The organism is Arthrobacter sp. AOP36-A1-22 (assembly GCF_052377615.1).
Lineage (GTDB): Bacteria > Actinomycetota > Actinomycetes > Actinomycetales > Micrococcaceae > Arthrobacter_H.
Map to the genome: position 1 here is coordinate 180,068 of NZ_JBQSWX010000001.1, position 13,359 is coordinate 193,426.

Annotated in this window: 18 protein-coding genes; 4 read left to right on the forward strand and 14 right to left on the reverse strand. The window is 66.6% G+C overall.

What is annotated here, in order from left to right:
• Positions 1–12: 12 nt before the first annotated feature.
• Positions 13–909 carry a 1,4-dihydroxy-2-naphthoate polyprenyltransferase gene (locus ACT3S2_RS00925; RefSeq protein ID WP_444553353.1) on the forward strand — a complete coding sequence of 299 codons (897 nt, stop codon included), beginning with the start codon at positions 13–15 and terminating at the stop codon, positions 907–909.
• An 11-nt stretch (positions 910–920) separates the two neighbouring features.
• On the opposite strand, the gene ACT3S2_RS00930 is transcribed toward ACT3S2_RS00925, so the two are convergent.
• Positions 921–1,190: a DUF4229 domain-containing protein gene (locus ACT3S2_RS00930; RefSeq protein WP_444561087.1), complete on the reverse strand. Its 270-nt coding sequence runs from the start codon at positions 1,188–1,190 to the stop codon at positions 921–923.
• A gap of 54 nt (positions 1,191–1,244) precedes the next feature.
• On the opposite strand from ACT3S2_RS00930, the gene ACT3S2_RS00935 reads away from it, so the two are divergent.
• Positions 1,245–1,670, forward strand: coding sequence for a PLDc N-terminal domain-containing protein (locus tag ACT3S2_RS00935; RefSeq protein ID WP_444561088.1), 426 nt, complete (start codon positions 1,245–1,247; stop codon positions 1,668–1,670).
• A gap of 34 nt (positions 1,671–1,704) precedes the next feature.
• Here the strand turns inward: ACT3S2_RS00935 and ACT3S2_RS00940 are convergent, their stop codons facing one another.
• From ACT3S2_RS00940 to ACT3S2_RS00965, 6 genes are all read right to left on the reverse strand, one after another.
• The gene (locus ACT3S2_RS00940; RefSeq protein WP_444553356.1) at positions 1,705–1,932 is read right to left on the reverse strand and encodes a hypothetical protein; all 228 of its coding nucleotides are present in this window, start codon (positions 1,930–1,932) and stop codon (positions 1,705–1,707) included.
• Positions 1,933–2,102: 170 nt separating this feature from the next.
• On the reverse strand, positions 2,103–3,164 hold the full coding sequence (ccsB, locus tag ACT3S2_RS00945) for a c-type cytochrome biogenesis protein CcsB (RefSeq protein ID WP_444553357.1): 1,062 nt from the start codon (positions 3,162–3,164) through the stop codon (positions 2,103–2,105).
• A gap of 18 nt (positions 3,165–3,182) precedes the next feature.
• The gene (gene resB, locus ACT3S2_RS00950; RefSeq protein WP_444561089.1) at positions 3,183–4,862 is read right to left on the reverse strand and encodes a cytochrome c biogenesis protein ResB; all 1,680 of its coding nucleotides are present in this window, start codon (positions 4,860–4,862) and stop codon (positions 3,183–3,185) included.
• Positions 4,862–5,656: a cytochrome c biogenesis CcdA family protein gene (locus ACT3S2_RS00955; protein WP_444553359.1), complete on the reverse strand. Its 795-nt coding sequence runs from the start codon at positions 5,654–5,656 to the stop codon at positions 4,862–4,864. The genes resB and ACT3S2_RS00955 overlap by 1 nt, the downstream gene beginning before the upstream one ends.
• Positions 5,653–6,288 (reverse strand): TlpA family protein disulfide reductase, encoded by a 636-nt coding sequence (locus ACT3S2_RS00960; protein ID WP_444553360.1) that lies wholly within the window; start codon positions 6,286–6,288, stop codon positions 5,653–5,655. The genes ACT3S2_RS00955 and ACT3S2_RS00960 overlap by 4 nt, the downstream gene beginning before the upstream one ends.
• Before the next feature lie 7 nt (positions 6,289–6,295).
• Positions 6,296–6,958 carry a histidine phosphatase family protein gene (locus ACT3S2_RS00965; protein WP_444561090.1) on the reverse strand — a complete coding sequence of 221 codons (663 nt, stop codon included), beginning with the start codon at positions 6,956–6,958 and terminating at the stop codon, positions 6,296–6,298.
• Between the two features lie 172 nt (positions 6,959–7,130).
• Here ACT3S2_RS00965 and ACT3S2_RS00970 point away from each other — a divergent pair, with 172 nt between their 5' ends.
• Positions 7,131–7,973 carry a hypothetical protein gene (locus tag ACT3S2_RS00970; RefSeq protein ID WP_444553362.1) on the forward strand — a complete coding sequence of 281 codons (843 nt, stop codon included), beginning with the start codon at positions 7,131–7,133 and terminating at the stop codon, positions 7,971–7,973.
• Positions 7,974–7,979: 6 nt separating this feature from the next.
• On the opposite strand, the gene ACT3S2_RS00975 is transcribed toward ACT3S2_RS00970, so the two are convergent.
• Both ACT3S2_RS00975 and ACT3S2_RS00980 read right to left on the reverse strand, forming a co-directional pair.
• On the reverse strand, positions 7,980–8,627 hold the full coding sequence (locus ACT3S2_RS00975; RefSeq protein WP_444561114.1) for a redox-sensing transcriptional repressor Rex: 648 nt from the start codon (positions 8,625–8,627) through the stop codon (positions 7,980–7,982).
• Positions 8,628–8,632: 5 nt separating this feature from the next.
• Positions 8,633–8,887: a glutaredoxin family protein gene (locus tag ACT3S2_RS00980; RefSeq protein ID WP_444553363.1), complete on the reverse strand. Its 255-nt coding sequence runs from the start codon at positions 8,885–8,887 to the stop codon at positions 8,633–8,635.
• A gap of 102 nt (positions 8,888–8,989) precedes the next feature.
• On the opposite strand from ACT3S2_RS00980, the gene ACT3S2_RS00985 reads away from it, so the two are divergent.
• Positions 8,990–9,808 (forward strand): HAD family hydrolase, encoded by an 819-nt coding sequence (locus tag ACT3S2_RS00985; protein ID WP_444553364.1) that lies wholly within the window; start codon positions 8,990–8,992, stop codon positions 9,806–9,808.
• Positions 9,809–9,926: 118 nt separating this feature from the next.
• Here the strand turns inward: ACT3S2_RS00985 and ACT3S2_RS00990 are convergent, their stop codons facing one another.
• The 5 genes from ACT3S2_RS00990 to ACT3S2_RS01010 form a co-directional block, all read right to left on the reverse strand.
• Positions 9,927–10,025: a 30S ribosomal protein bS22 gene (locus ACT3S2_RS00990; RefSeq protein WP_003792170.1), complete on the reverse strand. Its 99-nt coding sequence runs from the start codon at positions 10,023–10,025 to the stop codon at positions 9,927–9,929.
• A 127-nt stretch (positions 10,026–10,152) separates the two neighbouring features.
• On the reverse strand, positions 10,153–10,365 hold the full coding sequence (locus ACT3S2_RS00995; RefSeq protein WP_444553365.1) for a helix-turn-helix domain-containing protein: 213 nt from the start codon (positions 10,363–10,365) through the stop codon (positions 10,153–10,155).
• A gap of 204 nt (positions 10,366–10,569) precedes the next feature.
• Complete coding sequence (locus ACT3S2_RS01000; RefSeq protein ID WP_444553366.1) at positions 10,570–11,121, reverse strand: flavin reductase family protein; 552 nt, start codon at positions 11,119–11,121, stop codon at positions 10,570–10,572.
• 89 nt (positions 11,122–11,210) lie between these two features.
• Complete coding sequence (gdhA, locus tag ACT3S2_RS01005; RefSeq protein WP_444553367.1) at positions 11,211–12,551, reverse strand: NADP-specific glutamate dehydrogenase; 1,341 nt, start codon at positions 12,549–12,551, stop codon at positions 11,211–11,213.
• 166 nt (positions 12,552–12,717) lie between these two features.
• The gene (locus ACT3S2_RS01010) at positions 12,718–13,329 is read right to left on the reverse strand and encodes an ArsR/SmtB family transcription factor (RefSeq protein WP_444553368.1); all 612 of its coding nucleotides are present in this window, start codon (positions 13,327–13,329) and stop codon (positions 12,718–12,720) included.
• Positions 13,330–13,359: the final 30 nt, after the last annotated feature.

The window sequence follows — 13,359 nt, forward strand, 5'->3', positions numbered from 1 at the left end:
GAGGACCCTGCCGTGGCCACACCCGCCCAATGGATCGAAGGCGCCCGGCTGCGCACCCTCCCGATGGCCATCGCCCCGGTCATCATCGGCACGGCGGCGGCATTCGGGGTGGCGGGCGAAGTCCATTGGATCCGCGCCGGGCTGGCCGCCCTGGTGTCCTTGCTGCTGCAGATCGGCGTGAACTACGCCAACGACTACTCCGACGGGATCCGCGGCACCGACGACGTCCGCGTCGGCCCGTTGCGGCTGACCGGCTCCGGCGCGGCGAAGCCTGGCCGGGTCAAGGCCGCTGCCTTCGGCTGTTTCGCTGCCGCCGCGGTGGCCGGGCTGGCCCTGGTGGTCCTGTCCGAGGCCTGGCCGCTGCTGCTGGTCGGGGTCGCCGCGATCTTCGCGGCCTGGGGCTATACCGGCGGGGACCGGCCCTACGGCTACCAGGGCCTGGGCGAGGTGTTCGTCTTCTTGTTCTTCGGCCTCGTCGCCACCCTGGGCACCACGTTCACCCAGGTCCTCGAACTGCCTGCGACCGCCTGGGTCGGTGCCTGTGCCACCGGATTGATCGCCACGGCCCTGCTGATGGCCAACAACGTGCGCGACATCCCCACCGACCGCGAGGTCGGCAAAAGGACCCTGGCGGTGCGTCTGGGCGATGACGGGGCCCGCATCTCCTATGTGCTGATGCTGGGGCTGGCCCTGCTGCTGCCGCTGCTGGTCGTGGCCGACTTCCCCTGGCTGATGCTCGTCGTCCTGATCGCCCCGCTGTGTCTGATGCCGTCCTGGGTCATGTTGCGCACCCGTCGGCGCGCGGCCCTGATCCCGGTGCTACGGCAGACCGGGTTCATCAACCTCGGCTACAGCGTGCTTTTCGCCATCGGCATGGTCGTGACGGTCGTGCTCCGTCAGCAGGGCTGATCCGCGCTGGACTACTGGAAGTCGTCCTCGGCGTCCTCGTCCTCACGTTCGACCGTCCCCTTGTGGGTCCCCGGGTTCCGGCGTAGCTCCTCCACCCGTCCCTGGACCTGCCGGACGCTTTCAGTCCGCATCCGGTTCAGGAACAGATAGGCCACGCAGAAGGCGATCACGGCCGCGATGATGGCGGCCAACCAGGGGGAAAAGCCCAACAACCAGTACAGGGCGGCGAAGACCGCGAAGAAGAGGACCAGACGAATGAGGGAGTACTTGAGGAACTGCACTCTTCGATTCTACCGGCTGGAGCAGCGGCACGTTTTCTTCACTACAATGGATCCATGGTCAGAAACTTGATGCTCGGTGCACTGGTGGCCCTCGCCGTCACCATCTACGCAGTGATCCAGTGCGTGCAGACACCGGCGAACCGGGTGCGCAGCATCGCCAAGCCCTGGTGGATCCTGGCCATCATCCTGCTTCCGCTCATCGGGGCCCTCTTATGGTTCTGGCTCGGCCGTCCGGACGACTCGGGCTCGGGCCCCTCCCAGGGCCAGCGGCCCACCCGTGGCCCGGCGGCCCCCGACGACGACCCGGACTTCCTGCGCAGCCTCGAAACCCAACGGCGCCAACGCGCCAAGGAGGAGGACCTGCGTCGCCGTGAGGCCGAGCTGAGGGCCCGTGAGGAGCAAGCCCGGAAGAACCAGAACCCACCGCATGACGATGGGACGCATTCCTCCGACCAGGACTCGAACCCGCCGAGCAGCTAGGCACCCTTCCCGGGCCGAAGGGGCCCTGCACAGTTCAGTCGCGAGGCTGCTTTGCTGCTTCCTTCCGGACGCGGGCGAAGAGGATCCCCAGGCTCACACCGCAGCCCACCACGAAGAGCATGGCCAGCCCCAGCAGCACCAGCTTGGCCACCAGTGCCGCCAGGAACGTCGAAACCAGCGCCAGCGCGATGGCGACCATGGCCAGCAGCAGCGGCAACATGGCAGTGCGGTGGAAGGGCAGGGGGTCCTGGGCTGAGGGCATCAAACCACTCTAGGTCATCGCCCGGGCGCCGGAGGGCACACTGCCGGGGCTTGCGTCGTTCCCTGCGGTCCCGCCTCCCGCCTGCCGTCCCGAGGCCACCCTCTGGACGAAGAGGGCCCGGGAGGAAACCTTGCGGTCTCCTCCCGGGCCCCTCGGGGATCCGGCGGTGGCTAGACTCCCGCGTAGGAGTGCAGGCCGTTGAAGTACAGGTTCACCACGGTGAAGTTGAAGACGATGCACAGGTAGCCGATGATGCTCAACCAGGCCGACCGGGTGCCGGTCCAGCCACGGGTGGCCCGGGCGTGCAGGTAGCCGGCGAAGACCACCCAGATCACGAAGGTCCAGACTTCCTTGGTGTCCCAGCCCCAATAACGGCCCCAGGCGGCTTCGGCCCAGACGGCACCGGCGATGAGGGTGAACGTCCACATCACGAACGCGACGGCGTTGATCCGGTAGGCGAAGTTCTCCAACGCGGCCGCGCTGGGAACCAGACGCAGGAACGCCAATTTATCGGATTTGCCGGCGGCCAGCTTCGATTGGCGGTCTGCCTGCATCAGCTGCAGGACGCTCAACGCGAAGGTGATCGTGAACAGCGAAGAGGCCAGGACGGCAATGGAGACGTGGATGACCAGCCAGGGGCTCTGCAACGCCGGGACCAGATGCGCGACCGGGGTGGGGAAGCCCATCGTCGCGGCACACAGCATCAACGTCACCAGGCCGATGACGAAGGTCCCCATGAAGCGCAGGTCCTTGCGCAGCAGCACGACCAGGAACACCGCAGCCACCAGGAAGGCGCCGGTGGTGAGGAATTCATACATGTTCCCCCACGGCACCCGGCCGGCAGCGATGGCGCGGGAGACGACGGCGAACCCGTGGATCAGTACGCCGATCCAGGCCACCGAGACTCCGATGCGGGCTGCCGTGCGCTTGCCGGCATCCCGGGTGTAGTTCATCGATTCGTTGACCAGCAGGCCATCGTCTTCGGCGGGGGCATGCGGACCAGCAGGAGCGCTGGTCGCGGCGGCGCCACGTGCGGATCCCGTTCCGGCGGCACCGGCCATGGCCAGCTGCTTGGCCTCCTCGGCCAGCAGGCCCGATTCGAGTTCACGGATGGTGCGGCTCGATTTGGCCAGATCCCAGGCGAAGGCGATGAAGGCAATGGCGTAGGCCATGGCCGCCAGCAGCATGAAGAGGTCGCTGTAGGCGCCGAGGTTTTCGTTGATCGTGGGCATGCGTTTTTCCTCTGTCTCCTAAACTTCGGTCCGGTCGGTGCCGGTGAATTCACGCTCAAGAAGTGTGCGAATCTCCCGGGCTTCCTGCCGTACACGCGGGTCCTCGCCACGGGCGAGCACTCCGTATTCGATGATACGCCCACTCTTTTCCCCGGAGCCACCCGATTCGCCCGCGGCGGGGTGCACCTTGATCCAGGCACGCCGGCGGGGGGTGAACAGGGAAACGGCCAGACCCATCAGGGCCAAGGCGGCGAAGATGCCCACCGGCAGCTTGCCCGGATCGTGGTGGACGTCCAGGGCGGCGTAGCGTTTGATGCCCTTGAAGGTGATCGTGCCCTTGTCCTGGGGCAGTTCCACCGTCTGGCCGGCATTGACGACCAGGCCGCCGGCGTCCAGCTTCCTGCTGTTCAGTTCGTTCAGGTCGTCGGTGTCCAGGACGAAGACGTTCTGTGGATCCCCGGAGTCCAGACCGAGGTCACCGTAGTAGGAGTTCAGCTGCAGTTGCGGTTCCGTCGGGCTCGGATCCAGGGAGACCCCCACCCCCTCGGCGGTGATCCCCGCCGTGGGGAGGAACAGGCCGACGAAACCGAGCTGGTCGGGGGCCGCGTCGGGGACCTTCAGGACCAGCAGGGAGGTGAAGACCTCGTCCTGCGGCACCGCCACCACCGGGCCGGAGTAGGCCACCTTGCCGTTGCCGTCGTGCACGACGATCTCCGGGGCGTACCCGTTGCCCACCAGATAGACGGCGGTGCCACCGATCCGCAGCGGATGGTTCACGCGCAGATCCTGCTTCCGTGGCTTCTGGCCGGGTTCGGACGTGGTGACCTGGGCATGGAAGTCGATGGGCTGGCCGAAGTGTGTGGTCGATTCGCGGTCGTAGGTGACATCGAAGTCGTCCAGAGCGACGGAGAAGGGGCTCAGCGAGCCTTCCTTGAAACCGGTTCCGGGATTGAAGGAGTCGTAGGAGACCAGCGTGTTCACGAAGGACTCACCCTCCACGACGATCCGCTGGCCGGTGTACCCGTAGACCCCACCGATCGCGACGGAGGCCAAGACGCCGATGAGCGAGAAGTGGAAGACCAGGTTCCCGATTTCACGGACGTAGCCGCGTTCGGCGGCCACCGACGGCGTCGTGCCCCCGGGACGTTTCTCGACCCGGTAACCGCGTTTGCGCAGCAGGGCGGCGGAGCGGTCGAGGACCTCCCCGTCGCTGCGGGCGGCCGGATCGTCGGCCAGTTCGAAGCTCCCGTTCTCGGGGAGCCGCGACAGCCGGGCCGGGGTACGCGGTGGCGGGGTGCGCAAGGTCTTGTAGTGCTTCTTCGCCCGGGGAAAGACACAGCCGATCAACGAGATGAACAGCAGCAGGTAGATCGCGGAGAACCAGACGGAGGAGAACACGTCGAAGAGCTGGAAGGTATCGAGCCATTCCCCCAGCACCGGCTTGTTCTCCAGGTAGGCGGTGACCTCCGTCGGGTTCACCGGGCGCTGCGGGAACAGCGATCCCGGCACGGTGGCCACGGCCAGCAACAGGAGCAGGAACAAGGCGGTACGCATGCTGGTCAGCTGGGTCCAGGCCCACCTCACCATGCCCCAGGGCCCCAGGGACGGTACCGCCACCTCGGGCTTGCGGCCTCCCCGGGGGTTCTTCCCGCCCGCGGAACCCGAAGATGCGTGATTGGACTTGCTGTTCAGGGCCATCAAATCGGCAACCTTATCTCGTTGGCGAACCATGTTTGCAGTTGCACGACCCATTCACCCCACAGCCCCGTGACCATCACGAGGCCCAACAGGATGAGCAGGAGGCCGCCGGCGCGCATGACGGCCACCTGGTGGCGCTTGAAGAAGGCCAACGTCCCCGCGGCCCTCCTGAATCCCAGGGCGATGAGCAGGAACGGCACCCCCAGGCCCAGGCAGTAGGTGAAGGTCAGCAGGGCACCGCGGGCCACATTCGCGTCGGGACCGGTACTCATGATCAGCACTGCGGACAGGGTGGGCCCGATGCATGGGGCCCATCCCAGACCGAACGTCATGCCCAGCACGGGGGCACCCCAGAGACCTGCCGGGGGCCGGTGGTGGATCTTGCGATCACGCTGGAACCAGGAGAATCCGCCCATGAACACGATGCCCATGACGATGACCACCAGGCCCAGGGCCTGGGTGACCCAGTCCCCGTCCCGGGCCAGCCAGACGGTCGCCTTGGTGAAGACGATCCCGATGAGCATGAAGACCACGCTGAAGCCGAGGACGAACAACCCGATGCCGGTGACCATCCGGCCCCGTTTCTGTTCGGCCAGATCCGCCCCGGTCAGCCCGGTCACATAGCCCAGGAACCCGGGAACCAACGGCAGGACGCAGGGCGATAGGAAGGAGACGAGCCCGGCGAGGACGGCCACCGGGATCGAGAGCAGCAGCGAGCCGTCCTGGACGGCCTCGGCGAAGGGGTTGCCCTGGACGCCCAGCGCCGGAAGGGCAGTGACGAGCCCGGCGATCACGCGGACTCGGAGACCAGGTCGGAGATCAGTGCCTTCAGCGTGGACTCATCGGCTTCACCCAGCAGGCGGGCCGCCACCCGGCCCTGGCGATCAAGCACCAGCGTGGTGGGCACGGCCTGCGGGGGGACGTATTCGGTCATCGAGAGCAGGATCGATCCGTCGGCGTCGGGCATCGAGGGGTAGTCGATCTTGAAGGTGCGTTCGAACGCGTGCGCCGTGTCCTGGCCATCACGGACGTTCACCCCGTAGAACTGCACGCCCTTGGATTTGAAGGCCTTGCTCAGTTTGGCCAGATGCGGCGCCTCGAGCCGGCACGGGGCGCAGGCGGCATACCAGAAGTTCAGGACGGTGATCTGGTCCTTGAGCTGCGCCGAGTCAATGGTTTTGCCCTCGTACGTCGTGCCGTCCAGTTCCACAGGTTTCCCGCGGCTTGCCTGGTCGTATTCCTGGACGGAACCGTCCCCGGCAATGTAGTTCTTCCCGTTGCCGGCCTTGGCCTGTTCCGCCAGCGGGTCCTCGGTCGCGGCGCAGGCGGCCAGCGGCAGGACGGCGGCGAAGAGCGCGGCGGAGCGCAGGACGTGTCGTCGGGCGGGAAACGGTGAATCGGACAGGCGGGACGGATGGGACGGCATGTGTTCTTCAGGCTCCGGGGATGTTAGCCGCGTTGGCCAGCAGGTCAGCGCAGGGTTCGGTATAACGAACGGCAACGAGCCGTTCCCCCTCAAAATCCAGGCTGGTGACCGACGTGAGCGTGCATTGCCGCTTCCGGGGGTCATGCCACAGGTGCTTGTTTTCGGCGGCCAGGCGCGTCACCCAAATGGGTAGCTGGTGGCTGACCAGCACGGCTTGGGCTCCGGGGCCGCCGAGTGAAACGGCCCGGTCGCGGTGATCCTTCACCGCGGCCATCATGCGCTCGACCTGGACCCGGTAGGGCTCCCCCCAGGACGGACGCAACGGGTTGATGAGGTAGGGCCAGTGCCGCGGGTTGCGCAGCTGCCCCTTGACTCCGGAGAGTCCCTCGAAATGGTTTCCGCCTTCGATCAGTCGATCATCGGTGGCGATCTGCAGGCCCAGGGCCTTGGACGTCGGCTCGGCCGTTTCCTGGGCCCTGACCAGTGGCGAGGCCGCCAGATGCACGATTGACGCGCCGGCGTCGCGCTGGGCCACGAAGTACTCCGCGGCACGATCCGCCATGGTGCGGCCGAGATCGGAGAGGGGGAATCCGGGCAACCGGCCATAGAGCACCTTGTCCGGGTTGTGGACCTCCCCATGGCGGAGCAGGTGGACGGTGGCGACAGGCATGCATCTAGTGTCTCAAACCTTTGCGGCGTCGCCTAAAAGGGGGACGGTGATCCACTTCACGCATCCCTCGCGGGCGCATAGTGTCAGCCTTCGTGATGATGCCCCGACAGGGGTCGGGCGCATTAGTCTGGGAGCTGGGCCCACCGTACGCAACACCAATGGAGGACAGACGATGAGCACCCCCACCCCCGAGGACCCGCAGCAGGACCCGGATGCCACCAACGACGGCACCACTCCCCCGGTTCCCGGTCCCCCGCAGTTCGGACAACGCCTGCCCGAGACCGGGGCCGACGCCACCGGGTCCCCCCAATACGGCCAGAACCCTCCGGGCCAGCCGGGCCAGTACGGCCAGGGCACCCAGGGCCCCGGTTCCTCCGGGCAGCCGGGGGCGGGCCTGCCTCCGGGCTACGGCCAGCCCGGTCAGCCGAACCTGCCCCCGGTGGGACAGGGCCATGCGAATCCCGCCCCCTCCCCCTATGGCTACGGTTACGGCCAGCAGCCGGACGGTGGGGCAGCGGGCTTCGGGGGAACTCCCGGCACGCGGCCGGCACCCCCGAAACAGCTCAAGGCGGCATTCTGGTTGATCATTGGCGCCGGGATCATCACCCTGGTGCAGGCGCTGATCCTGATCTTCCTGCCGAACGCCATGGTCGTTGAGGCCATCCGCGAAGCCATCGCGCAGCAGGGTCCCGAGACCCAGCAGCAGCTCGACGACGCCGGGATCGACCTCGAATCGATGATCAGCGCCCTGAAGGTCGTCGTCCTGATCATGATGGTGGTCGTGGCCGGGGTCTACGCGCTGATCGCCAGCTTCATCCGCAAGGGCAGCAACGGGGCCCGCATCACCGGCACCGTCCTAGCGGCGATCTCCCTGTTCGGGTTGTTCACCCCGTCGGATCCGATCTCGCTCCTGGTGATCCTGCTCGGCGTGGCCGGCATCGTCCTGGCCTGGCTGACGCCCTCCTCGAACTACGTCAAGGCGATGGCCCAGCGTAAGCGGGGCGGCTTCCGCTAGCAGCCCTCAGTCCTGGTCTGCCGGGCGGCCCGCCCCGAAGCCTGCGTGGTAGGCCAGGATCTGCAGTTCCCGGGCCATGTCCACCCGGCGCATGTGGATGCCCTCGGGAACCTGGAGGATCACCGGGGCGAAACTGAGGATGTTGGTGATCCCGGCACCGACGACCCGGTCGCAGAGTTCCTGGGCCGCCGGTCCGGGGACGGCCAGCACGGCCATGTTCAACCCCAGTTCGGCCGTGGCCGCAGCCAGTTCACCCACCGGACGGACCGCCAGCCCGCCCACGGCATCGCCAATGACGGTTTCGGCGATGTCGAAGACCGCTTGGATGCTGAACCCGCCTTCATGGAAACCGGCATAGCCGGCCAAGGCGCGGCCCAGGTTGCCGGCACCGAGGATGCCGACCCGCCAATCCCGTTCCAACCCCAGGGTCTCGGAAATGGTCTCGGCCAACACCTCGATCCGATACCCGACGCCCCGGGTCCCGAAGGTCCCCAACAGCGAGAGGTCCTTGCGCAGGATCGCGGAATTCACTCCGGCGGCGGCGGCCAGGACCTCCGAGGAGATCGTCGGGCGACCGACCTCACGCATGGCCTCCAGGGCGCGCAGATAGCCGGTCATGCGACTCAGCGTCGCCTCGGGAAGTGCCTTTTCCATCGGATTCACGCACTGATCAACTTCTCGAGCCGATCCGCATCAATGACCCAGAAATCGCGTTGCACCCCATCCACCAACAGCACCGGCACCTCTTCGCCGAATTGCTGCATCAGGGCCGGATCGTCATCGATGAGGACCTCGTCCCACGCGACTCCATGCCGTGCCGTCACCGTCTGGACGGTGGCGCGGGCGGCCCCGCAGAGGTGGCATCCGGTCCGGCTCAAGAGCCTGACCCGGGGTGGTTGAAGCGAAGAATCCATACTCCAAACCTACCGTTACTCCCCCGCGGCCGGGCAGAAACGATCCTCCCCGTGACGCACGGCACCGCTCGCGTGGCCCGTCTCGGTGGATAGACTATCCAGATGCCAGAGCAGCCCCGAGCCGCCCATGTACCGGCAGCCCCACCATCCCCCGGGCATGCCGCCGCCTTCTTCGACGTCGACAACACCATGATGCGCGGGGCCAGTCTGTTCGCCGTGGCCCGGAAGATGTATAGCCGGGGGGCGTTCAGCCTGCGCCACGCCCTGTGGATGGGCGTGCAGCAGATCAGCTTCATGGTGCGCGGCGAGGACCTCGCGCAGGTCCACCGGATCAAGGACCAGGCGCTGGCCCTGGCCGCCGGCATCCTGGTCGATGACATGAGCGCCCTGGGCGACGAGATCTACGACGAATTCATTGCCAGCCGGATCTGGCCCGGGACCCGGGCGCTGGCCCAGGCGCATCTGGACGGAGGCCGGCCGGTGTGGCTGGTCACCGCCACCCCCTTGGAAGTGGCCGAGGTGATCGCCGACAAGCTCGGCCTTTCCGGTGCGCTGGGCACCGTGGTGGACCAACACGAGGGGGTCTATACGGGCCGGCTGGTCGGCGAGATCCTGCATGGCCCGGCCAAGGCCACCGCCGTGACCGAGCTGGCGGCCCGCGAAGGCCTGGATCTTTCGACCAGCTGGGCCTACAGCGATTCCTATAACGACGTGCCGCTGCTGACCGTCGTCGGACATCCGGTGGCCATCAACCCGGATGTACGCCTGCGCCGCCACGCCCTGGCCCACAACTGGCCCGTATATGACTTCCGCCGTGGACGGCATGCGGCAACGATCGGCATCCGGGCGGCCACCGTCTCGGGCGCCGTCTACGGGCTCTGGCGCGGCCTGCGGATGATGCGCCGACGCTTCCGCCCCTAGGAGCCGGGTGGGGCGGGCCCTGCCTCCGGCAAGGCCCGGACATGACGACGGCGGGGCCCCACCCGAAGGTGGAACCCCGCCGTCAAGCATCAGGGGCGGGATCCTGTCCCGCCGCGTGCTACTTCTTGTTGCGACGCTGGTGGCGCGTCTTACGAAGCAGTTTACGGTGCTTCTTCTTGGCCATCCGCTTGCGGCGCTTCTTGATAACTGAGCCCATTTGGTTCCTCACAGACTAATGATTGATTTCTGCTGACGACCACGCGGGGAGCAGGCAGCAACCATCGCGGACGTTAAATGTTCCCTACTAGTTTACCTTGCCCAAGGCGACCGTGCGGACCACGCCCTCAGGCGGTCTCCGACGTCCCGTCCACACGCGCGGTTTTCAGGTAGTCCTCGACGGCGGTCTCCGGCACGCGGTAGGAACGACCGAAGCGAACTGCCGGAAGGTCTCCCGCATGCACCAGGCGATACACAGTCATTTTCGACACACGCATCATCTCGGCGACTTCCGCCACCGTCATGAAGCGCGCATTCGAAAAGTTCTTAGCGTCGGCCATCGGCAATATTCTCCTGGTTCGGATGATAAAGGAACACCCCAGCAAGGCATCGCGTGGAAAAACCCGTACGCAGTACCATCTAGCAGACCACACTAGTGGCTGGTGATGCGATTGTGAAACCCGTCGCAGCAACCCGGCCCTCCGGTGTTCCCCCGACCAGGCCCCGGACAGCGCGAAGCAGGCGCCTCGGAGCCCTGGTGCCGGTCAGCGCCGCAAATGGCGGTATTCACGGGAGAAGTGGATCAGTGGATCGTTCGCGCCGGCGTCGTCGTCGGTGGTGCCCATCGCGACGACCTCCCCGGCGACCACCAGATGTGTCGCCACCTCGTGCACCGCCGTCGTCCTCAGCTCGAACCAGGAGATGGCCCCCTCGATCACTGCGGCCCCACTGACCGGGGCGCGACGGAAGGGGACCTGGCTCAACAGGCCATGGACGGGATTGGCGGGGCTGGCCAACCAGTTCGCGATCCCCTGGTGCTCCCCGTTCAACAGCGACAGCGTCCAGCCTTCGGACTCGGAGACCGCCTCCCCGATGCGTCCGTCCGCGTAGAGGCTGACCAGCATGGTGGGCGGATCGTAGGAGACGTCCAGGAATCCGGTGACCGTCGCGGCGATGTCCCGGCCATAACGGCGGGTGGCCACCACTGCGGCCCCCGAGGCGATGTCCCCGGCGAGCAGGCGGTAGGTGTCGATGTCGTCCTGCTCGAGCGCCTCGGGGTCGATGCGGTGGGCGGCGAGTGCTTCGGTGTTCTCCATCCCCCCATGTAAACACCCCGGACGCAACGATGTCCCGGACACCGCGGTGCCCGGGACATCGCCGGCCCGTCCAGTCCGGTCCAAGGCCCCTAGATGACTCCCAGGGCGAGCATCGCGTCGGCGACCTTCATGAACCCGGCGATATTGGCCCCGGCCACGTAGTTCCCCGGCTTACCGTAGGCATCGGCCGTCGTGGCACAGGTGGTGTGGATGCCGACCATGATCTCTTCGAGCCGGCGTTCGGTATGCCCGAAACTCCAGGAGTCACGGCTGGCATTCTGCTGCATCTCCAGGGCCGAGGTCGCCACTCCGCCGGCGTTGGCTGCCTTGCCCGGGCCGAAGAGCACCCCGGCTTCCTGGAAGATGGCGATCGCATCGGCGGTGCAGGGCATGTTCGCACCCTCGGCGACGGCCAGGACGCCGGTTTCCACCAGTCGCTTGGCATCCTTGGCCTCGAGTTCGTTCTGCGTGGCGGCGGGCAGCACGACGGTGGCGTCCACATCCCAGACGCAGCCGCCCTCGACGTATTTCACGTTCCCGCCGCGTCGATCCGCGTAGTCACTGATCCTGCCGCGCTCGACTTCCTTGATCTCGCGCAACAGCTCCACGTCGATGCCGGCTTCGTCGACGATGTATCCGCTGGAATCCGAGGCCGCCACGGCGGTGGCCCCCAGGGATTGCGCCTTGGCGATGGCGTTGATGGCCACGTTGCCGGAGCCGGAGACGACCATCCGCTGCCCGTCCAGGCTGGAGCCACGAGTCTTGAGCATCTCCTGGGCGAACAGCACGGCCCCGTAGCCGGTGGCTTCGGGACGCAGCAGCGAACCGCCCCAGCCCATGCCCTTGCCGGTCAGGACGCCCGATTCATAGCGGTTGGTGATGCGCTTGTACTGGCCGAAGAGGAAGCCGATCTCCCGGCCACCCACGCCGATGTCTCCGGCCGGGACGTCGGTGTATTCGCCGATGTGGCGGTACAGCTCGGTCATGAAGGACTGGCAAAAGCGCATGACCTCACCGTCGGACTTGCCGCGCGGGTCGAAATCGGAGCCGCCCTTGCCGCCGCCGATCGGCATGCCGGTCAGTGCGTTCTTGAATACCTGCTCGAAGCCCAGGAACTTAACGGTGCCCAGGTAGACCGAAGGATGGAACCGCAGTCCACCCTTATACGGGCCCAGCGCCGAGTTGAATTCGACACGGAAGCCGCGGTTGATCTGCACCTTGCTCTCATCGTCCACCCAGGGGACCCGGAAGATGATCTGGCGCTCGGGCTCGCACATGCGTTGCAGGATGGCGGCGTCGGCGTATTCGGGGTGCCGGCCGATGACGGTGTTGAGGCTTTCGAACACCTCGGTCACGGCCTGGTGGAATTCGGATTCACCCTGGTTGCGGTGGAAAACGTCTTCCCGGATATCGAGCAGATTCTGATCCAAGGGGTACTCCTTCAAGAACTGAGAGGTGGGCGCGACGGCACCCATGGGGGGGGTGGTGAGCGTCGGCGCTCCGAGAAGAACAATGACACGTCGGAGGGCATCGAACCCAACCGATCGTAAAAAATCCGTGAATCGCCCGTAACGTGGAACGGCCCGTCCACCGCCCCTAGCGGCGTCGCCCGAACTTCGGTTTCTGCAGCCTTTCCAGCAGATCCTGGGCCCGGCCGGTGACCTGTTCGACGGTCCGCCCCACGGTCCGCCCCAGCTGCTGCGGAGCATTCCCGGAGCCCGGGATGGCGGGGTTTTCGTGCTCGAGGTCCGTCGCGTCAACCGTCGGAAGCCCATCCTGTTCGCGCTGTTGGGCGGCGCGGTAGGAAGCTGCCACCTCCAGGGCCCGAACCGTCGCTTCCTCGTCGGTGCCGTCACCGCTACCCGCCGCGTCGCGGGCATTGCCGAATGCCATGTCCTTCTTGTACTCTGCGCCCGTGAGCCCGGTCACCGCCGCTTCGGTGCCGGGGTGGCCGGGGAAGGCGGCCAACCAGGTGGCGGCCCGGTGCAATGCCCCGGGTTCGACGGAATAGATCCGCCGCTGGCCGTCGGCCCGCATGCGCAGCACCCCGGCTTCGCGCAGGACCTTCAGATGCTTGGATACGGTCGGCTGGGATACTTCAAGAAGCTGCACGAGGTCACCGACGGAGTTCTCCTCTTCGCGCAGGGCTTCGAGGATCCTGCGCCGGGTCGGATCTGCCAGGACGGAAAAGACATCGTCGAAGGTCATTCCATCACCTTATCCGCAGAAGTTCTTCCG